This window comes from Streptomyces sp. NPDC101181 (assembly GCF_044767975.1).
Taxonomy (GTDB): domain Bacteria; phylum Actinomycetota; class Actinomycetes; order Streptomycetales; family Streptomycetaceae; genus Streptomyces.
The window spans coordinates 17932-38168 of sequence record NZ_JBIWOX010000007.1 but is presented as its reverse complement, the minus strand read 5'-3'; the positions used below and the strand labels follow the sequence as shown (position 1 = coordinate 38168).

Annotated in this window: 18 protein-coding genes; 9 read left to right on the top strand and 9 right to left on the bottom strand. The window is 67.7% G+C overall.

The annotated features are described in order from the left end of the window. Positions 1-12 precede the first annotated feature (12 nt). Positions 13-1365 (bottom strand): hypothetical protein, encoded by a 1353-nt coding sequence (locus ACIRRU_RS12740; protein WP_403679205.1) that lies wholly within the window; start codon positions 1363-1365, stop codon positions 13-15. A gap of 35 nt (positions 1366-1400) precedes the next feature. Next, positions 1401-1877 carry a hypothetical protein gene (locus ACIRRU_RS12735; RefSeq protein ID WP_363203090.1) on the bottom strand — a complete coding sequence of 159 codons (477 nt, stop codon included), beginning with the start codon at positions 1875-1877 and terminating at the stop codon, positions 1401-1403. An 80-nt stretch (positions 1878-1957) separates the two neighbouring features. On the opposite strand from ACIRRU_RS12735, the gene ACIRRU_RS12730 reads away from it, so the two are divergent. Together ACIRRU_RS12730 and ACIRRU_RS12725 are read left to right on the top strand one after the other, a co-directional pair. Next, positions 1958-2677 (top strand): response regulator transcription factor, encoded by a 720-nt coding sequence (locus ACIRRU_RS12730; protein WP_403679203.1) that lies wholly within the window; start codon positions 1958-1960, stop codon positions 2675-2677. 65 nt (positions 2678-2742) lie between these two features. Next, positions 2743-4371, top strand: coding sequence for an ATP-binding protein (locus ACIRRU_RS12725; RefSeq protein ID WP_403679201.1), 1629 nt, complete (start codon positions 2743-2745; stop codon positions 4369-4371). Between the two features lie 347 nt (positions 4372-4718). Here ACIRRU_RS12725 and ACIRRU_RS12720 read toward each other — a convergent pair whose 3' ends face one another. From ACIRRU_RS12720 to ACIRRU_RS12705, 4 genes are all read right to left on the bottom strand, one after another. Continuing rightward, entirely contained in the window at positions 4719-6032 is a 1314-nt protein-coding gene (locus ACIRRU_RS12720) for a DUF1501 domain-containing protein (RefSeq protein WP_403679199.1), read from the bottom strand. A gap of 14 nt (positions 6033-6046) precedes the next feature. After that, positions 6047-7504 (bottom strand): DUF1800 family protein, encoded by a 1458-nt coding sequence (locus tag ACIRRU_RS12715; RefSeq protein ID WP_403679198.1) that lies wholly within the window; start codon positions 7502-7504, stop codon positions 6047-6049. 167 nt (positions 7505-7671) lie between these two features. Further along, positions 7672-8010 (bottom strand): thioredoxin family protein, encoded by a 339-nt coding sequence (locus tag ACIRRU_RS12710; RefSeq protein WP_403679196.1) that lies wholly within the window; start codon positions 8008-8010, stop codon positions 7672-7674. Positions 8011-8278: 268 nt separating this feature from the next. Further along, positions 8279-9418 (bottom strand): PucR family transcriptional regulator, encoded by a 1140-nt coding sequence (locus tag ACIRRU_RS12705; RefSeq protein WP_403679194.1) that lies wholly within the window; start codon positions 9416-9418, stop codon positions 8279-8281. Positions 9419-9548: 130 nt separating this feature from the next. On the opposite strand from ACIRRU_RS12705, the gene ACIRRU_RS12700 reads away from it, so the two are divergent. From ACIRRU_RS12700 to ACIRRU_RS12690, 3 genes are all read left to right on the top strand, one after another. Next, complete coding sequence (locus tag ACIRRU_RS12700; RefSeq protein WP_403679634.1) at positions 9549-10559, top strand: ferredoxin reductase; 1011 nt, start codon at positions 9549-9551, stop codon at positions 10557-10559. Between the two features lie 7 nt (positions 10560-10566). Beyond that, positions 10567-11685 carry a fatty acid desaturase family protein gene (locus tag ACIRRU_RS12695; RefSeq protein ID WP_403679192.1) on the top strand — a complete coding sequence of 373 codons (1119 nt, stop codon included), beginning with the start codon at positions 10567-10569 and terminating at the stop codon, positions 11683-11685. A gap of 688 nt (positions 11686-12373) precedes the next feature. After that, complete coding sequence (locus ACIRRU_RS12690; protein ID WP_403679190.1) at positions 12374-12790, top strand: hypothetical protein; 417 nt, start codon at positions 12374-12376, stop codon at positions 12788-12790. Between the two features lie 617 nt (positions 12791-13407). Here ACIRRU_RS12690 and ACIRRU_RS12685 read toward each other — a convergent pair. Continuing rightward, positions 13408-14262, bottom strand: coding sequence for a hypothetical protein (locus tag ACIRRU_RS12685; protein WP_403679188.1), 855 nt, complete (start codon positions 14260-14262; stop codon positions 13408-13410). Further along, complete coding sequence (locus ACIRRU_RS12680; RefSeq protein WP_403679186.1) at positions 14249-15043, bottom strand: nucleotidyltransferase domain-containing protein; 795 nt, start codon at positions 15041-15043, stop codon at positions 14249-14251. The genes ACIRRU_RS12685 and ACIRRU_RS12680 overlap by 14 nt, the downstream gene beginning before the upstream one ends. Before the next feature lie 1223 nt (positions 15044-16266). On the opposite strand from ACIRRU_RS12680, the gene ACIRRU_RS12675 reads away from it, so the two are divergent. Then, entirely contained in the window at positions 16267-16752 is a 486-nt protein-coding gene (locus tag ACIRRU_RS12675) for a type II toxin-antitoxin system VapC family toxin (RefSeq protein WP_403679184.1), read from the top strand. A 369-nt stretch (positions 16753-17121) separates the two neighbouring features. Here the strand turns inward: ACIRRU_RS12675 and ACIRRU_RS12670 are convergent, their stop codons facing one another. After that, the gene (locus ACIRRU_RS12670) at positions 17122-17589 is read right to left on the bottom strand and encodes an NUDIX hydrolase (protein ID WP_403679182.1); all 468 of its coding nucleotides are present in this window, start codon (positions 17587-17589) and stop codon (positions 17122-17124) included. Between the two features lie 18 nt (positions 17590-17607). Between ACIRRU_RS12670 and ACIRRU_RS12665 the strand changes: the two genes are divergently transcribed. The 3 genes from ACIRRU_RS12665 (at position 17608) to ACIRRU_RS12655 (ending at position 20208) form a co-directional block, all read left to right on the top strand. Next, positions 17608-18387, top strand: a complete 780-nt coding sequence (locus ACIRRU_RS12665) for a GntR family transcriptional regulator (protein ID WP_403679180.1) — start codon at positions 17608-17610, stop codon at positions 18385-18387. A gap of 138 nt (positions 18388-18525) precedes the next feature. Next, on the top strand, positions 18526-18858 hold the full coding sequence (locus ACIRRU_RS12660; protein WP_403679178.1) for a hypothetical protein: 333 nt from the start codon (positions 18526-18528) through the stop codon (positions 18856-18858). A gap of 3 nt (positions 18859-18861) precedes the next feature. Continuing rightward, positions 18862-20208: an FtsK/SpoIIIE domain-containing protein gene (locus ACIRRU_RS12655; protein ID WP_403679176.1), complete on the top strand. Its 1347-nt coding sequence runs from the start codon at positions 18862-18864 to the stop codon at positions 20206-20208. Positions 20209-20237 lie beyond the last annotated feature (29 nt).

The window sequence follows — 20237 nt, the reverse complement described above, 5'->3', positions numbered from 1 at the left end:
CAGGGAAGTCCATCAGGGCAACCAGCCGCCGACGGTGTCCTTCAGCGCGCCCGCGGTGTCGCCCAGGGCGTCGACCCCGTCCCCGATGCCGTTCCCAACCGCGTCGGCCGCGTCGCCGACGCTCCTGGTCACCTTGTCCGGGTCGACGGTGAACTCAAGCCCCAAGGACCCGCCGAGGGCGGGGGAGAGCCCCAGTTTGCCGCCGATCTTGTACACGCCGTCGTCGTTCTTCTCGACGCCCCACTTGGCCTCCGCGCCGGGACCGGCCCACCCCTCGGCCGTGGCGCCGAACCCGATTCCGGCGACCTCGCCGCCTCCGGCCACGGACCCCTTCGCCCCGGCGAAGGCCTTCGCGTTGACGACGACGCCGTCCTTGCCGGCTTTGAGACCGGCGTTCGCCTCCGCCCCGGCGAAGGCCTCGGCCCGTCCGTAGACACCGGCGTAGGGTCCGTACTCGCCCCGTCCCTCGGCGAGTCCGCGGAGCCCCGCGGACGCTTCCGCCCGGCCGACGAGGCCCGCGTCGGTGAAGCCGTAGTTCGCGGTGGCCCGAGCCCCTCCGTAGCCGTCGGCGACCCCGGAGAGCTTCCAGTTCCCGTGGGCCGCCGTTCCTTCGGCGCTGAGGTGGAAAAGGTCGGCGGCGGCTTTGACCGAGCCCTCCTTGCCGTACTTCGGGCCGGTGACCTTGAACTCGGCGCCGGGCCCCTTCGCGGAGGCCGAGCCCTCGGACGTCCAGCCGTCGGTCCTCGTCCCGGCCCGGTCCGGCTTCCGCGCCCCGGCCTTCGCCAGGTCCCCCTCGGCATGGGCGTTGAAACCGTTGAGGGTGGCGTCGCCGCCCCCGCCGAAGGCGTCCTTGTTGCTGTCGACGACGACGGCGGCGAGGGCGGTGCGTACGGCCCGGTCGGCCTCCGTGAGGACCTCCACCCGGTCGTCGACGTGCTGCTGCCACCGCGTGACAGCCTCACGGATCACCCTCTGCCCGTCGGGATCGTGGTGGTACGCCCTGCGCTCGGAGTCCGTGAGCCGGTCGTGGTCGAAGGCGACGCGGCCCTGTTCGGACACGGACATGCCGGCCGCGACCGCGTCGTCGCGGGTGCTCCTGAGCTTCCGCCGGAGGCCGGTGAACTGCTCGTGGGCGTCCCGCAGCAGGCTCGCGGTCGCCTCGGCCTGGATCCGGGCCGCGGCGTACTCGTAGCGGGTCGCGGCGAAGTTCGTCCGGGCCACGCCCGCGCTCAGCCCGTTCCAGTCCGGGCCCAGGACGACCTTCTGGACGGCGCTTCCGTAGCGAGTCTCGATCTTTTTCAACTCACGAGCCATCGCTTCCCACTTGGCGGCGGCCGCCGTCAGCAGGTCCAGGTTCGTGGTCATGATCTCGTAGTAGGCCGGCATCGCGTCCCCCGCCCCTACAGGCCGTTCAGCCCGGACTGCGACAGCAACTGGTCCCGCACGCCGGTGTCGTTGCGCGCGAAGAGGCCCGAGGCGCCGCGCAACGCGTTCTTCTCGGACGCCAGCCGCCCCATCAGGGTCGTCACCTGCTTGTCCCACGTGTCCGCGACGGTCTTCAGCCCGGCGGCCGTCTCCCAGCCGTCGAAGCCCTTGCGAGCGGTCTCCGTGGCGCTGTCCGCGTGCTCCCCCGTCTTCTTCGTACGGGGCTCCAGCTCGGTCTCGATGTCCGCTGCCGCCGCCTTCTTCCGCGCGGGCGACGAAGCGAGGTCCGGTGCGCCGCCGCCCCCCGCGCTTTCGCCCGCGCTCTCACGGCTGTTGCCGCCACCGCCCGCGCCGGACGGCTCCGGCGGAACGCCGTTCAACCGGGTACTCGCCGAAGAGCCCGCGCCCTCCGCCGACGCCCGGCGCCACTCCCGCTCGAAATCCGTTGCCATGCCGCATCCCCCTGTCAGCGGAGTGTGATCATACGGTCGAAGGAGACGCCGGCCCGTGGCAGGTGCCACGATGCGTATTCATGAGCACAGAGAGCGCGCGGACAGAGAGACCACCGGCGGGCAGCCGGCTGCTCGTCGTGGACGACGAGCCCGCCATCCTCGACGTGCTGGCGACCTCGCTGCGCTTCCTCGGATACGAGGTGGCCGAGGCGACGACGGGGCGCGCCGCGCTCGCAGCCGTACGGGAGCACGCCCCCGACCTCGTGCTGCTCGACGTGATGCTGCCCGATCTGGACGGCTTCGAGGTGGTGCGTCGGCTGCGGCAGGGCGGCTCGGACGTGGCGGTGGTCTTCCTGACCGCCCGCGAGAGCGGGGCCGACGTGGTGGACGGGCTCGACCTGGGGGCCGACGACTACATCACCAAGCCGTTCCGGCTGGCCGAGGTCGCCGCCCGGGTACGGGCGGTGATGCGCCGCGGCGAGGGCAGGAACGCGGGCGCCACGCTGGTCTGCGCCGACCTGGAGGTGGACACGGACACCTACGAGGTGCGGCGCGCGGGACAGCGGGTGGACCTCTCCCCGACCGAGTACCGGCTGCTGTGCCACCTGCTGAGAAACCGGGGCAAGGTGCTCACCCACGCGCAACTCCTGGAGCACGTCTGGGACTTCGGGGAAGGTGACCCGGGCGTGGTCAAGACGTACGTCTCCTACCTCCGCCGCAAACTGGACTCCCTGGGACCGCCGTTGATCGAGACCCGCCGCGGCATCGGCTACACCCTGCGCGAACCGGACGACCGGTGACTCCCCCGACTCCACGGCCGTCGGCTCCCCGGCCCGTGACGTCCCAGCCGGGGGACTCCGAGCCCGTGGCCCCCCGGCCTGCGGCTTCCCGCCCCGCGGCGTCCCGGCGGCGGACCGTACGGCTGGTCCTGCGGCCCCGCTCGTTGCGCGGGCGGTTGCTGGTGGCCGTCCTGGGGCTCGCCGCGGTCGTGCTGCTCGCCCTGGACGCGGTGGTCTACGGCGCCCTGCGCGGCTATCTCCTCGACCGTACGGACACCACCCTGCGCGCCGTACGCCAACGGGTGGCGCAGCAGTTGAGCGAGCCCGGCGCGGAGGCGCGGCTCGGCAACGACGTCCGGCTGCTGGGCGCCTCGGAGTTCCACCTCCAACTGCACCGGCCTGACGGGCGGGTACGGGAGCTGGCGCCGGGGCTGCGCGATCCCTCGGACCCCGCGCCGAGGATCCCCGACCCGCTTCCCCGGCCCGGCGGCCGCGAGCCGGTCACCGTGGGCCCGACACGGCCCGGGGGACCGGAGTACCGGATGCTGACGCAGCGCGTTCCGGGGCGCGGCGTCCTCGTCGCCGCCGTACCGCTGGACCAGGCCAACGGCACCCTGCGGCGGCTGCTGATCATCGAGGCGGCCGCCACCGGCGGGGCCCTGGTGCTGCTGGCGGGGGCCGGGTTGTGGATCCTGCGCCGAGGGCTGCGGCCCTTGGAGGAGATGGCGCACACCGCGGACACCATCGCCGCCGGACGCACGGCCGTCGAGGTCGGCCCGGCCGACGAGGACACCGAGGTGGGGCGGCTCGGACTGGCCCTGAACACGATGCTGGCCCGGCAGCAGGCCACGCAGGACCGCCTGCGCCGGTTCGTCGCCGACGCCTCCCACGAGCTGCGCACCCCCGTGACGGCCGTGCTCGGCTACGCCGACCTGCACCAGCAGGGCGCCTTGGAGGCGCCCGAACAGCGCGACCGGGCGATGGACGGCATCACCCGCGAGGCGCTGCGGATGCGACGCCTGGTCGACGACCTCCTACTGCTCGCCCGCCTGGACGCCGTACCGGTCGGCAACCACCGCCCGGTCGACCTGGCCGCGGTCGTCCATGAGGCGGTGGCGGCCGCGCGCGCCGTCGACCCCGGCCGACCGCTCTCCGTGACGGCGCACGGGGGCGCGGCGGTGCACGGCGACGCGGACCAACTACGGCGCGTCCTGGACAACTTGCTGGCCAACGTCCGCAACCACACCCCACCCGGAACGGGAGCCCGGGTCACCGTCACCGTGCGGACGACCACCGCCCCGGACGCCACCCACGGGACCGCGCACGAAACCGGACCCGGCCCCAGGGGGACCAGGCCCGGACATCCGGGGACGGGGACGGGGTCCGGACCCCTGGGGGCCACGCCCGGACCGCCGGGGAAGGGTCGGCCGTACGACACCGGCGCGGCCGGGCCCGTGGGCGCACGCGTCACGATCGAGGTCGCCGACGAGGGCCCCGGTATCGCGGCCGAGGCGCTGCCGCAGCTCTTCGAGCGCTTCTACCGCGCCGCTCCCGCCTCCGGCGGCGACGGCAGCGGACTGGGGCTGGCGATCGTGGCGGCGATCGCGGAGGCGCACGCCGGCTCGGTCGCCCTCACCAGCGCGGAGGGGGAGGGCACCCGGGTGACGGTGACCCTGCCCCTCGACCCACCGCGCGACCGACGTGATCGGAAGTAGCCCGAGGCGGCTCAGGGTTGCTCAGGTCGGCTCAGGGCGTCTCAAGGCTGCTCAGGGCGGCCCGAGGCATCCCAGGACGATCCCGCGCCCCGGAGCACGGGACCTCCGCCCCGCACCGGAGCGAGAGACCTCCGCCCCGCGCCGGAGCGGGAGACCTCCGCCCCGCGCCGGAGCACGGGACCTCCGCCCCGCGCCGGAGCACGGGACCTCCGCCCCGCGCCGGAGCACGGGACCTCCGCCCCGCGCCGGAGCACGAGACGTCCGCCCCGCACCGGAGCTCGAGATGTCCGCCCGGCACCGGAGCACGACGCCTCCGCCCCGCACCGGAGCGGGTAGACCACCAACCCTCACAGGAACGCCAGGCTCCTGCTGTGACCGTCGAGGATCTTCTCGGGTTCGGTGTCCAGGACACCCCGCAGCAGGGTGGCGTACACGTCGCGGAAATCGGTGGTGGTGCGCAGGTCGTCGTCGGTCAGGTCGGTCAGGCTCGGCTGTTCACCGTAGAAGCCGCCCTTGACCGGCTCGCCGAGGACGAACACCGGCCCGGAGGTGCCGTGGTCGGTGCCCTGGCTGGCGTTGGCCCGGGGGCGGCGGCCGAACTCCGAGTAGACGGCGACGACGACCTTCCGCCCGGCCTGCGACTTCCGTACGCGCGCCAGGAAGCGGGTCAGGTCCTTGTCGAGCCCGCCGAGGAGCCGGGACTGGGTGGCCTTCTCGTTGGCATGGGTGTCGAAGCCGCCGAGGCTCACGCTGTAGGCGCGGGTCGACACCCCGGCCTCGATCGCCCGTGCCACGACGTCGAGTTGTGCGCCGAGTCCCCCCTGGCCACCCGCCGAGGCGCCATCGTCGGACTCGCCGTCGTCGCGGGGCTCGCCCGGATCCTGCGCCGGCGATTCCCGTGACTGCTCCGACGACTCCTGCGACTGCCCCGGTCCGGGCGAACCCTTCGGTCCCGGCGATCGCTCGCCGCCCGCGCCGAAGGACGCGGAGACCTTCACCAGATCGGACAGCGAGGCCCCGGCCCGCCGCAGCAGCGGGTGGGCGTCCTGCTGGACGCGCGACAGCGCGGTGCAGCGGTCCAGCCAGGCGTCCGGCAGCTTCTGGCCCCCCAGCCGTACGGCCGCCCCCGCGGTGGTCTCCCCGGCCATCAGCGGCGGCAGGGTGGCGCCCACGGACACGCCCTTCAGCGGATCGCCGTCCCCGGCCTGGTCCAGCCAGCGGCCCAGCCAGCCGGAGGGCACCGGTCCCGTGGGCGACGCGGTCTGCCAGATCGCCATGGACCGGAAGTGGCTGTGGTCGGGCTTGGGGTACGAGACGCCCCGGACGACCGCGAGGCGCCGCTCGTCCCAGAGCTTCTTCAGCCCGCCCATGCCCGGGTTGAGGCCGAGCCCCTCACCGAGGGGCAGGACCTCCTTCTCCTCGTAGGCGAGATCGCCGCGCAGGTCCTGGTAGTGCGAATCGGCCGCCGGTACGAGGGTGTTGAGCCCGTCGTTGCCGCCGTACAGGGTGACCAGGACGAGTACGGAGGCCTCGGAGTCCGGCGCGCCGGAGCCGGTCGCGAGGAGTTCGTCCACGCCCCACGCGGTCGCCCCGGCGGCGAGCGCGACTCCTCCGGCGACCCCGCTGGTGGTGAGGAACTTGCGTCGGGTCCAGGTGTCCACGGTCGCTGTCTCCTTCAGCTCAGTACAAGGTGTTCGGGGGCGGTCAGCGCGAGAGCGGTGACCTTGAGCGGGTCCCGGGCGGCGTCGCCGAGCGCCGTGCGGGTGGCTTCGCCCCACGCGGTGCCCAGCTTCCGGGCCAGCAGGTCGGGCCGTTCACCGGCGGAGGCGCGCTCGACGTCCCCCAGATCGGCCTGGCGTACGAGGCCCTCCGCGAACCCGATCCGCACCTGCGCCGCCGCCGTGGTCAGCCAGGCGGCACCGGCCGGCCAGCCGCCGACGCTCTCGGGCGCGAAGGGCACCTGGCCGAGCCCGACCAGCGTGCGGGTCAGCAACTGGCGCCGCGTCTTCTCCGGCAGCTTCGACGGCCTGACGCCCAACGCCCGCAGGCTGCCGACCACGTACTCGACCGGCTGCTTGACCAGAACGTTGTCGGCGTCGGAGAACGCGACGTCGGTGAACAGGGCCCGGAACATCGCGGCGCTGTCCCGCTGCTTGCCGTAGGCGGCGGTGACCCGCCCGAGAGCGGCCTCGTCGGGGCCCGACTCGCCGCTCACCAGCGCGCGCCACATGCGTTTGGCCACATGGGCGTGCGAGTCGGGGAGGCTCACCAGATGGTCCACGAGCGTCTGGGCGGTGAAGCCCGCCTTCACCCCGACCACGGTGCGCGGGGCCGGATCGTGCCTACGTGCCCGGAACCGGGCCTTCCAGGGGTTCTCGCCGCGGTCCACGGTCCATCCGGTGAGCACCGCTGCCGCCTGGCGCACGTCGGTCTCGGTGTAGTTGCCGACGCCGAGCACGAACAGCTCCATCAGCTCCCGGGCGAGGTTCTCGTTGGGAGCCTTCGCCGTGCTGCCACCCGCGTCCAGCCACACCATCAACGCGGGGTCCACGACCATGGCGCGGGCCAGCACGCGGAAGTCACCGCCGCCGAGCCGCCGCAGCGTCTCGTTCTGCTGGAGCATCGCCGCGCCGGACTTCACCTTCTGGATCGACGTGGCCCAGTGGTTGTGCCACAGCAGGGTGCGCTTCTCCTCCCACGGGTGCTCCGCCGCGACCATCCGGTCCAGCCACCAGAGCGTCAGCTCCTCCCGCTGCTCACGCAGAGCCTGCCGGTAAGCCTTCCGTACGGGGTCGGCCGCGCGCCCCTCCCCGTCGTCCCCCTCACCCGCGGCACCGGCCGACGCACTGGCCTCCGGTGCCGGGCGGGCGGAACCGGAGGCGTCGGCCCCCGGCCGGTCCTGCCCGCGCTCCTCCATCCGTTTCCGGCTCTCCGCGTTGCGCGGCGGCAACGGCCCCAACCGGGGTGCGGGAGTGGCCCCGACACCGTCGTCGGCCACCTCCCCCAGTACCCGGTCGAGGGTCGCGTCGAACCCGGCCCGCGCGGCGGCGTCCACCGCCTCCGCCCCGGCGTCGAACCCCGCGCGTTGCAGCAGGCGCGCGACCCGCGCCCTGGTGTCGAGTGTGCGTCCCATGCCCGAGAGCCTGCCGCCGCACTGTCCCGACCGGGTCAGCGGAGGGTGGGAACTCGGTGTGAGTCCTGCCCGGCCGGGGTCTCCTGGGCTGCCGCAATCTCCCGGACTGCCGCAATCTCCTGGACGGCCACGGTCTCCGGAGGCGATGGCCGATCGCGGGTGTCCGCTCAGAGGCGACCGTCGAGGAACTGCCATACCTCGTCGATGGTCATGGGTCCCGAACTGTGCGCCACTGCCGCCCCCTCCTTCAGCAGGAGGCAGGACGGGGCTCCGGTGATCCCGTATCGCTTGGTTGCCGCCGGGCAGCGCGTGATGTCGGTGCGGACGACCGTCAGGCGGCCCGTGCAGGCGACGGCGATGTCGCCCATGACGGCATCCATCACCCGGCAGGGCTCGATCGCCTTGGGCCAGGTCCCGGTGAAATACGCGAGAACCGGAACCGTACTTCTCCCGAGGATGAACTCGAACTCCGCGTCCTCACGAGGCCGGTGAACCAGTTGTGTCATCGGAACTCCTGACCTCACGTTGCGTACTCCGCCCCATCATCCCTCGCGTGGTGTGCCAAGTGGGCCCCGGCCGGTCGTCGGGAGGGGGTACGGCCGCCTCAGGACGGCGGTGGCCCCTGGGGCGACCGGACAAACACCGCCCCTCCCACGACGACCGGAAAGCCACTTCCCGGCTCGTAGCGGCTCGGCACCAGGAACGAGCACGATCTCCGGACGCTCGCGGAGCCGGCAGCCGGTAGCCGACGGGCGACGGGCGACGGGCGACGCGTCAGCGGACCCGGGGACCGACCGCCAGCGTCAGTTCGAGGACCCGCTGTGGTGACGCGAGATCGGGAAACAGCTCCCGCAGCTGCGCCATCCGGTATCGGACCGTCTGGGGATGGACGAACAACGCCGCCGCGACCTCGTCCCGCCTGCCCTGGTGCAGCAGCCATGCCCGCAACGTCTCCTCCAGCCGTCGTGCGGTGGCGGCAGGCAGGGCCTGCAACGGTGCGAGGGCTCGGGCGCGCAGGTCCGCGAACGCGTCCGCGTCGGCGCTGAGCACCAGGTCGGGCAGGTGGTCCTCGGTGTCGCGGATGTCGGAGGAGAGGGAGCGTGCGCGCAGGGCTCGTGCGTACGAGGCGGACGCGTGGGTCCACGGCCGGGCCGGACCGGCCACGGCGTCCCGGTCGGTCAGCTGCCGGAGGAGACGTGAGCGGTCGGCATCGGGGACGAGGAGCACACCGGTGGCATCCGGCAGATCGTCGAGGACGAGGGTGTTCGGGTCGAGTGTCCGGTAGGCAGGCCGGGCCTGGGCGGCGGGCAGCAGGACGGCGGTCAGCGACACCGGAGGCTGCCACCTGGCCCGCTTGCCGGAGGCCAGCAGCACGTCCGGGCTCGCCCCGGCGAGGAGATCGCGGGCCAGGTGTTCCAGGTGGCGCTCGTGGGCTCTGCCCCGGGCGGCCAGTTCGTCGGCGTGGCCCGCGGCGCTCGCGGCGGAGAGCTCGTCGATGTAGGCGAAGGTCAGCTCGGCGAACTTGGCGACCTCGGCGGCGGGCAGACCCGCGGGTACGGCACCCGCCGCCAGACATCGCCAGGCGACCCGGGCGCCGACGCGGTAGGCGCTGAGCAGGGCGTCCATCGAACGGCCGTCGCGCACCTCGCCGCGGCCGAGCTCATAGGCTGCGTCCCCGGCGTCGCCGCCGGTGGCGTTCCCGCTCGCGAGGTCCAGGTAGTGACCCAGGGCGGTGCGGACGGCTCTGCGGATGGTGGCGCCCATACGGCCCGACAAGGCACGGGCGTAAGGAGGAACCTCCTCGATGATCGCCTGGACGACCTCGTCGGCGGTGGTCCTCAGTGCGCCCCGAAGGACGGTGACCGTCGTCTCGTCCAGGGTCAGTTCGCTGGCCCTGCGGATCGCATAGCTCATTTTTGTTCCCTGCGAACAAATCGGTCGGCCAGATTTACATCCTGTGGTCAGGACTTTACGCCTGGAGGCGCAGCAAGCTGGAGTCATGACGAGTGGAGCCCTCCGCAGCAGGGCGTGGAAACTGCTGGAGATGGTCACGACGCCGCTGCTGCCGTCGGATTACCTCGACCTGGTCAGCCCGCTGCGCGCGGGCGCTGACCTGTGCGGGCGTATCGAGGCCGTGCACTCCGAGACCGACGACGCCGCGACGGTCGTGATCAGGCCGGGGCGGGGCTGGCGCGGCCATACAGCGGGCCAGTACGTGCGGGTCGGGGTCGACGTCGACGGGGTCCGCCTGTGGCGTGCCTACTCCATCACTTCGCCGACAGACCGCCGGGACGGCCGGATCACGATCACCGTGAAGGCGATCCCGGACGGCAAAGTCAGCAGCCACCTGGTCCGCAGGGCGAAACCGGGCACGCTGATCCAGCTCGACCAGCCGACCGGTGACTTCGTCCTGCCCCGGGCCAAGCCCGCCAAGGTGCTCTACCTGACGGCCGGCAGCGGTATCACGCCCGTGATGGGCATGCTGCGCGACACCGAACTCGACGACGTCGTCATGGTCCACTGTGCGCCGCGGCCGCAGGACGTGATCTTCCGCGAGGAACTGCACCGCCTGGTCGTGGACGAGAAGCTTCGGCTCACCGAGGTGCACTCCGACACCGACGGCAAGCTCGACATCGCCCGTCTCCAGGAACTCGTGCCCGACTGGGCCGAGCGCGAGACCTGGGCCTGCGGGCCCGCGGGTCTGCTCGACGCCGCCGAAGAGCACTGGACCGAACGGGGCGTCCGGGAACGCCTGCACACCGAACGGTTCCGCCCCGGCATCGTCGTCGCAGGCGAGGGCGGCGCGGTCACGTTCAGCGCCACCGGCAAGACCATCGACGCTGACGGTGCCACGCCGTTGCTCGACATCGGCGAGGAGGGCGGTGTGCTCATGCCCTCCGGATGCCGGATGGGCATCTGCTTCGGCTGCGTCACGCCGCTCAAGGCCGGCGCTGTCCGCGACCTGCGTACCGGCGAGATCACCGAGGCCGAGCCGGGCGTCCTCATCCAGACCTGTGTGTCCGCCGCGGCGGGCCCCTGCGACATCGAACGGTAGGAGCACCGTGACCGCCATCGACCCCACCGCCCACCTGAGCGCGGAGCAGATCGAGGAACTGGGCCGCGAGCTGGACGCCATCCGCGACGAGGTGATCGCCGACCGCGGCGAGAAGGACGCCGCCTACATCCGCCGGGTCATCTCGGCGCAGCGCAAGCTGGAGCTGTTCAGCAGGGGTGTGCTGCTGTTCTCGATCTTCCCGCCCGCGTGGCTGATCGGCACCGCCGGGCTGTCCGTGGCGAAGATCATGGACAACATGGAGATCGGCCACAACATCCTGCACGGCCAGTGGGACTGGATGCGCGACCCGAAGATCCACTCCACCACCTGGGAGTGGGACCACGTCTCGCCGTCCGATCAGTGGAAGCACTCGCACAACGAGCTGCACCACACGTACACCAACGTGATCGGCAAGGACAACGACCTCGGCTACGGCATCATGCGCGTCGACGAGGACCAGCGCTGGCACCCCTTCCACCTCGGCCAGCCGCTGTGGAACTTCCTCAACGCCTGCTTCTTCGAGTACGGCATCGCGGCGTACGACCTGGAGCTCGGCAGGAACCTCACCAAGCGCCGCCGCAAGAACCCGGAGTTCCGCGCGCGGGCCAGGGCCGTGGGCCGCAAGATCCGCAAGCAGGTGCTCAAGGACTACGTGATCCACCCGCTGCTGTCGGGCCCCTCGTTCCTCACGACACTCGCCGCCACGTTCACGGCGAACCTGGTCCGCAACCTCTGGACCCACTCGGTGATCATGTGCGGCCACTTCCCCGAGGGCGTACAGGTCTTCGAGCGCCGGTCGATCAAGGGCGAGACCCGCGGCCAGTGGTACCTGCGCCAGATGATGGGCTCGGCGAACATCAGTGGCAGCAAGGCCATGCACTTCATGACCGGCAACCTGTCGCACCAGATCGAGCACCACCTCTTCCCGGACCTGCCGAGCAACCGGTACGCCGAGGTCGCGGTGAAGGTGCGCGCGCTGTTCGAGAAGTACGAGCTGGAGTACGTCACCGGCCCGCTGCCCAAGCAGGTGTTCTCCGCGTGGCACAAGGTCTTCCGGCTCGCACTGCCGAACAAGCAGCCCAAGGCCGTCACGCCGGACCGCGAACAGAACCTCGTCGCCGCCTGATTCCCCGGCCGTACCTCAACCTCTTGGGCGAGACCACCGCCGCGACATCCCCATCCACACGCCAGATATCCGAGGCCGGGACCGAGACCGCCGGTTCGATTCTCGACCCCGCCGACATGCCCCCAGTCCGAGTCCGACGCCCGCTTCCTCGCGATCGTTACGGACCTGGTCAGCACGCCCATCGAGCTGGGCACTCCCAATAACGCCCGCTATGCCACACGGGACCCGCTCGGGTTGGTCCCGGCGCCCAACGCGGTGGCGTATGTTCGTCATCCCATACTGGAGGACCATCTAGGGCTGGCGGGGGATCCGGAATGGGCCAACCCCGAAGATCTGCACTTCTCCCAGCGCACTGTCTCCCCGAACGACTGCGTGGAGAAGATGCGCGCCGGGGAGTGGGATTGGCGCCGCCTCGGAACAGCTCTGAAAGTCATGGAAGTTGACGGCCAACTGGCGTCGTAAGACAACCGGCGGCTGGCCGCGGCTTGTGAAGTGGGGCGGCCGGTAATTATCAAGCGAGTCGATCCGAATGCAGCACCCTGACGCGACGACCGGACGAACACGGGCGGAGCATTTCAAGAGGGCGCATGAGTTCCGGCGCGTAACAGAAATGAACTAGGAGAGCCGGTTCTCCAACGGGACTGTAAAAGAGGACACAGCATGTGCCCAACGGAAAGTGTAGGCCGAAATGGGCATGATTGAACGCCTATGGGAAGTTTTTCGGCTTCCCATCAGAGATGCTCTCTATTTTGCAGAAGGGGACTCTTATGATGTCGCCCTTGACTTGGGTGTACCGAGCGGTTTGAAGGTGCTTGCTCCGTTCGATCTCGATGAAATTCTGGAGAGCGATCCGTCCTGGGTTTCTTCGGTTGATGGGCTGGTCGCAGTAGACCTGGGGAGTAGGGGACTGTTGTGGGGCGGTGAGGGATCGTACGGGTCGGAGGGGTTCATTGCGCGATTGACTAGTGAACGTAAGCTCATCTGGGCAATTTTCTTGATGGAATCCAACCCATTTGATCGGATCCACCTATCCGGAAACGTGGCCACCTTCACTTCGACCGCAGGGCTGGAGGTCGCAGTCGACATCGACGATCCTCGACTCTGATCTCTGGACAGCTTGGTTCCAGGAGCGGGTGCCGAGGGCGTCGCTAAAAGGGTCGAGCCACTCCGCGGCAAAGGGCGAGCGGTGACGGGCCGGCCATCGGCAGAGTCAGTCCGGCCGCAGCGCCTTCCGACGCCCCTTCGCTGTGGGGCAGACGTCGCCCACAGATGCCCGCCCGAGCGGTCTTCCTCGCGAGGGTCGCAGCTGAGCACCTCTGGTTCAGGCGATATGGGGAGAGGTGTGCCGCGGGTTAGGGGAGCCTCGCGGCACGGGCTAAGAGGTCGAGAAAACAAATGGAGTCCGGGTCGATGATCAGGGCCTCAGCCGTGGAGCGGGTGACGGAAATTGAACTCGCGCTCTGAGCTTGGGAATCACAGGCCAACGGACGGCGCTCACCCCTTGAGTAGGGAGCTCCCCCCCCGGGAGCACGATCGTGACCGACGCTGGCCGCCCCGTGTTCACCGTTGTTGTCCGCTGCTTCTGGTGCTCTTCTGGTGCTCTTCTGGTGCGGTCTGGAGCGGGCTGGTCCGGTCCAGGCAGTGTGTGAAGGGCGCAACCGAAAAGACCGTGCCGAACTATGCGTAAATAATCCGGCTGGGTCACATCGGCTGGCCCTCCTATCAAAAGGCTGTGGTCCGTCGAGCCCATAGAGCGTTCAAATGGTCTTTTTCCTGGTCATACAGCCATTTCGGGATAGGCGGGGCACCTGCTGTAGTAACACGATAGTCCCCGTAGATCGCCAGGATTGTCCCCAGCTTTTGCTGCTTCAGTTCCTTTTCTGAAAGGGGAGCTAGGGATTCGAGGCGCGAATCGAGACGTTCGCTCTTCGCTTCGGCTGACTTCCAAGACCGAACCTCTGTGAACTGAGTAAGCGCCGCACCGGATGCTAGAGCTGCTACAAGCACGCGAGCGAGAATTAGACTGCGGTCTCCCGATGCCAGAGGAACTGCGATGAGAATCGAAGTGACTGTAAGTCCTGTAAATATCAACAGAATTTTAGTATAGTGGGCTGCCGCTCTTCTATACTGATGAGTATTCCAGAAGGAATTTTCTTGCAGGTGATCACAAAGCCTACGAAGGCCGATCGCCGAGTTACTGGCAAAGTAGTCTGGAGCCGCTGGCTCAGCTTCTTGTTGCGCAGGCCTGGGATCTACTCGGCTGAGCCACTTCTCAAGCTCGAGGCGTTCCTCGGTGCTCCCCAGCGCGTTCAACGAAAGTCCATGCGTTCTCCCTTCCTCGCCATCGCTGTGAAATTTTGCGGCCTTATCTCGGAAGCTCCAAGAGCAGATTTGCACCCCGAGAGCCAAAAGTGCGGGAACGTAAGTGTAGGGATTCGATATGAAGATCGACGCCGTACTAAGAATGAAGGTGGCGATAGGAAGCCTGCGACTCCATTTGTACCAGAAACTTGCCCTTTCCAGCTGTCCGTCTGCTAGACCGATGACCTCAAGGGATGAGGACTCAGAATTGCTCACCGAAAAGTCTCCCCCACAGTTGGACAGATTCCTTCTTATTTCCTGACTGCCAGCTCGAATAGGCTTCTTCTGCGACCTCCTTCGCCTCAATAAATATGGACATTTCTGGCAGCGGGCGGCAATTTGAGCCACCCATGTACTCGTACATGTCAATTACCGCTTGGGCCATTTCTGGCATCCTCATACTGAACGCTTGGCAAGCGGCGCTTTCGATTTCATATGATGAAATAGGATGGCCATTTGATTTACTCCACCACTTTATGAGCCTAATCAATTTCTTGAAATCATCACCAAGAACTGCTGCGGACTCTCTAATTCTCCTATTCTGTTCTTCGGGGGCGTACCTTTCCCATCCTTTTCGATTTGAACTGGAGATCCGGTACTCATCTTCGGATGCGCTGCTGATGCCCGTCTGGATTGCTGCCAGCACGTCTACTGTGACGCCGTCGGCGGTCCTGACGCGTGCGGCATTCTCGGAAACTTGGACTTGCGATTCTGTCTCGCGAAGGATGCCTGAAAGGGCCCTGACGAGATCGGCGGAGCCTGCTTGAGAGAGCGAATCTTCCTTTTCGATCACGGCTACGAGGTCTACATCTGAGTACTTTCGAATAGCCGTTTTTCTGGCCATGGATCCTGTGATTAGGCACTTTTGGATTTCTGGCCGCCGTTCCAGTTTTTGCGCCAGAAGCAAGCCTTGCTTGAGAGCCTCATGTCTTTCGCCGTCAGACAATGTAATTTTTCGAATAAAGGCGTTAAATCGATCGGAAAGTTCGTCAGCCATTTTGAAAGCTACATTCGATTCCTGTGGGAGTTCCAAGAGAAGTCTAGGCGGGATCCTAGTCTGCCCTGTAGAGGCGACGACGACAGCTGAATCGCTTGAAGCGCTGATCCCGTCGCTAGGACTCTTCAAGTTGGACTCGGACAGATGATCAAGGATGGTGCGGCGAGCTTCAGATCGTCACCGACTCGCCCAGCGCGGCCTGCCCGTGTGCGGCCACGGACAGCAGTGACGTCCAGGCCATGGAGTGACCCTGCGTGTAACGATTGTGTCACGTGAGTGATCGAGGGAGGGGTGCTCTGAGTCATCGGTCCGTAGCGTCAGCCCCAGACAGCAGCCGCTCAGCTCAGGCGCCTGTCACACCTCGGTGCCACTATGGACCTAGCCACTGGAAAGGGGTGTAGCTGTGACTACTGCTGTACGTGACGATAGTGCGCTGGAAGTGCGTATTGCTCCGACGTCAACTCGCCTCGATCTGAAGACTTACACCCAAATCCTGGGTGAAGTCAGAATGTCCTTGGAAGAGGTCGACCGTACGGCCTTGCCGGTTCGCAGTCCACGCCTCAAATGGGCTATCGATGATCTCACCATGGACCGGGAAGTGCGAATCGTCCTGGTCCCCTCTATTGTTCCGGCGAAGCGTTCTCCGCGATCTATTTCGACGCCTCTACATGGATTTGTTGATGGTGTGGAAATGCTTGCGGAGAGTCCGCGAATTCCCCCTTTCTTTAGTGAGCGCACTGTCGGTCGAGTGGGGCACATTGGAAAGCATATTAGCGGTGGGGGAGTAGAAAGCGTCGCAGTAGCCAGCCTCAGCGGGGAGCGTCACGCTGCCGTTGTTGATGAGGACACGGTAAAGAATGCACTACGCGCAGTCCTGCCGGCGAAGAGTGCCTTCTCTAGCGTGACGGGAACTTTGGATGTTCTTAGTCATAGCAAAGGTAGTTCGCCACGTGCTCTAATTCGTGACCCCCGTACGCGTCACGCCGTCCGAGTTGTAGCTCACAGCGATCACAGTGAGATGCTGCGGGAGGCCTGGGGGCGACGGGTCGTAGCGTCCGGAATTCTTCAGAGGAACTCAGAGGGGCAGGCGGTTTCGTTGCAGATGACGGGCCTTGATGTCCTCCCTGGTCATCTGAGGCAGATGGATCCTGCCCAAATCCTGGGCGTTAACCCAGATATGACTGGCGATCTGAGTACCGCCGATTACCTGAAGCAGGTGAGAAGTGCCTGAACCTTTGGTTTACGTTGACGCTGACATCTTTTTCAACGTAATTAAGAAGGAAAGAGGTCTTTGGCCTGCTTCTTACAAGGTTCTCCGTGCGGCGTATCGCGGAGACATTCAACTCGTCGCTTCAACCCTCCTTCTCGTCGAACTGAATGGTCACAAGGGAGACGTTGATGCGGTTGCGCGCGATCAGGTCGTTAATGAGTACCTCGACCGGCTGGATATTCAATGGGTCGAGGTCGACATACTCATAGGTAGGGAAGTGCGCCAATTGGCCTCGGAATATAAGCTCAGAGGGCCTGACGCCACTCACCTGGCAACGGCGGTTCGGATGAAGGCAGATTACTTCGTTTCCCGTGATAAGGCCTTCCCTTATGGTCGAACCTTGGGGATTACCCACGTTACGGCGCCACGTGAGCTTTGGGATCCCACGACGGATGACGCGGAGATCGACGGCCTTGCCTCCTCAGAGGTTGGCAGTTGATGGGACGGCGCGCTGGTAAGAGGTCGGCGGAGCGGCTTTGGCCGGTGTCCTGCCCGGTTTGGGGTCGAGCATGATCAGGGGGCCGTACGCTGGCCGGCAACTCGGGCAGGCTGTGATCCTGCCCGGAATTTGAACGAGTGGCCCCCTGGTCTTGCTCGACGCGGGACCCGAACCGGGGAGGTGGCTAAAGCCGTGGAGCCGACCGCCCCGGCCACAGCGGGTTTCTTCCCCACCATGGTGCTCGCTCCAGCCGCGCGACCGGCGTAGCCGGGGCCAGAGCGGGCCGAAGGCAGGAGCGTCAGGCCCCGGCGGTGAGCCGGGGAGCGCGCGGCGAGCGGAGCGAGTCGCCTTGATGAAGTAGGGAAAGTTCTACCGCGCTGGGAGCAGGTGCTTGCCGTCGTGGCTCCGGACGTGGGGGCCTGCCTCATCGAGGGCGTCCAGCAGGCGGATCGCGTAGACCTCGGACATGCGCTCGGTGATCTGTTCCGGGGTGAGCCACTCGACTGCGATCGACTCGTCGGACGTGCGCTCCGTGCCCCCGGAAGGCTTGCACCGGAAAACCATGGCGACGACGCCGCGGCTGGTGTTCTTGTAGACGCCCGTGAGTTGGGTGACCTCGACGTGGATGCCGGTCTCTTCCCAGACCTCGCGGCTGACCCCCTCCTCCGGGGACTCCTCCAGTTCCAACACCCCGCCCGGCAGCTCCCACTTCCCGTTGTCCGCCCTGCGGATCGCCAGGAGCCGTCCGTCCTCGCGCACCACCGCCCCCGCCACGGACACACTGTGCTTCGGCGTTGACGGGGCTTCTTGGGCGCTGTTACTCATGTACAGGAGCATAGGAGAGTGAGTAGGACGATGGGAACAGCAGTAGGAGGTGGCAAGTCCGTACCTCGATACGTTCAGATCGCCGACGAGATCGTTCAGCAGATCCGGGCCGGTGTCCTCAAGCCGGGTGACATGGTGCCGAGCGAGTCCGAGTTGGTCGACCGCTACGGCGTCGCCGGCGGAACGATCCGCAAGGCCATGGTGGAAGTCCGCGCGAGCGGCCTGGTGGAGACGCGGCACGGCAAGGGCTCCTTGGTGAAGGCCCGGCCCCCCGTGCGTCATCGGTCCTCGGACCGGTTCCGGCGCTCGCATCGTAAGGGCGGGAAAGCCGCCTACCTCGCCGAGTCCGAGCAGGCCGGGGCGACCGCCAAGGTCAGTGTCCTGTTCATCGGCCCCGCAGATGCCCCCGACGACATCGCTGAACGCCTCGGCGTCGATGTCGGGGACAAGGTGCTGGCCCGCCGCCGCCTCTACTTCCGGAACGGGACTCCGGTGGAGACTGCCACGTCGTACCTGCCGTGGGACGTCGTGAAGGACATCCCGGAGCTCTTCTCCGAGAACCCCGGCCCCGGTGGGATCTACGCCCGGCTGGAGGACGACGGCCACGTCTTCGCGGAGTTCGTCGAGACGCTCCAGGCTCGGCCGGCCTCCAAGGCGGAATCCTCGGAGTTGGCGTTGAGCCCCGGTGCTCCGGTCGTTCACCTCATCCGCGACGCCGTCACCGAGGAGGGTCGCGTGGTCGAGGTCTGCGACACACTCATGGCCGCTGACCAGTTCGTTTTCAGCTACCGCATCCCCGCCGCCGACTGACACGGGCTCAACTCACCTCAACCCGCTGCGACTTCTTCTTTGCGGCGGGTTGACTCATGTATAGGAGTGGTGCACTCTTCTTCATGTCACTCATATACATGAGTGACGGAGTCAAGCACTTCTAGAGGAGTGATCTCTGTGCGCGTGATCCCCGTCGACATGTCCGGCATGACGATGCTGACCGCCCAGCCCCCGCAGCCGAAGCTCAAGGACCGGAAGACCGGTCAGATCGCCGTCGACGTCGAGACCGGCAAATCGCTGATGACCGTCGGCATCCTCTTCGTCGGCCACGGGATGGCGGAGGTGGTCTCCGTCGTCGTGGTGGAGGACGACATCTCCGGCGAGCTGGCGACCGGTACCCCCGTGGCCGTCACCGGCCTGATCGCCAAGCCGTGGGAGAACGAGTTCAACGGCCAGAAGAAGCACGGGATCTCCTTCCGCGCTGCCGCCCTCACCTCGCTGGCGGGCTGAGCGATGACCGGCGGACACATTGCCGCGCTGGGTGCATTAGCGGTCATAGCCGTGGGCCTGCTGGTCCTGCGCCGCCTTCGGCCCGCGTGGTTCTGGGTCGTCTTCGCCGCCCCGGCCAAGCTCCTCCGCATCGCGGTCACGTACCGCTCGGTGATGGAGTCCTGTGGGTTGGACGAGCCGCCCTCCCGGCTCCGGCTGACAATCGCTGCGGCGACGCGACGGACACCTGCTCGGATGCTGACCCGGATCACACGAGTCCGGATCAACGCCAACGGGCTCGTACTGCGCATTCGAATGCGCCCCGGCCAGGAGGTCAGGGACTTCGAGACGGCGGGCGAACGGCTCCGCCACTCCTGGCGGGCGTACGCGGTGCACATGTCGCCCCTGCGGCCTGGGTGGCTTCAGCTCCGGGTCATCGGATACGACGTCCTCCGGCGGGTCGTGATGCCGGAGACGGGTTCGCCTGAGCTGCTGCGCGTCCCCGTCGCTCTCCGCGCTGACGGACTCCCGCACTTCCGGGACTACCGGGCCATCGCCCACGAACTCGTCATGGGTGCAACGGAGTCAGGCAAGTCCGTCTACCTTCGCGGGCTCATCGCCGGACTCGCTCCGCAGCCGGTCGCCCTCGTCGGCATCGACTGCAAATGGGGAGTGGAGCTCGCGCCGTTCTCCCGTCGCTTGTCCGCTCTCGCCTGTACTCCTGAGGAAGCCGCGGACCTGCTCGACGCCTTGGTGTCCGAGATGACCGACCGGTACGAGCTGATCCGGACGATCCAGCAGTTCGCTCCCGGCACCGGGCCCGAGGGAATCAGCTCGGATATCTGGGGCCTTCCCGAGGATCTGCGACCGGTGCCGCTGGTGCTGTTCGTAGACGAGGTGGCGGAACTCTTCCTCGCGTCGACCGCTGCCGACGAGAAGCGCCGGGATCGGATGGTCACCCAGCTCGTGCGCATCGCCCAGCTCGGCCGCGCCGCCGGTATCTACCTCGAAATCTGCGGGCAGCGCTTCGGGGCCGAACTCGGCAAGGGTGCAACGGCTCTCCGTGCTCAGCTCACCGGCCGGATCTCGCACCGGGTCAACGACGAGACCACCGCCAAGATGGCCCTCGGCGACATCAGTCCGCTGGCTGTCATGGCCGCCACCGCGATCGGTCCCGACCAGCGCGGGACAGCGATTGCCGGTGACTCCTCTGGGGGCTGGTCCATCGTCCGGAGCCCGCTGCTCACCCTCGACCAGGCCGTTGCCGCCTGTGCCGAGCACGCCCAGCTCACCCCGGACCTTCCCGGCCTCGCCGCCTTCCGCCCGCAGAGCACGCCCGTCTCGTACGCCCTGGTCCCCGACAAGGGCTGACCACCTCCGCCCCCGATCCCGAAGGGAGG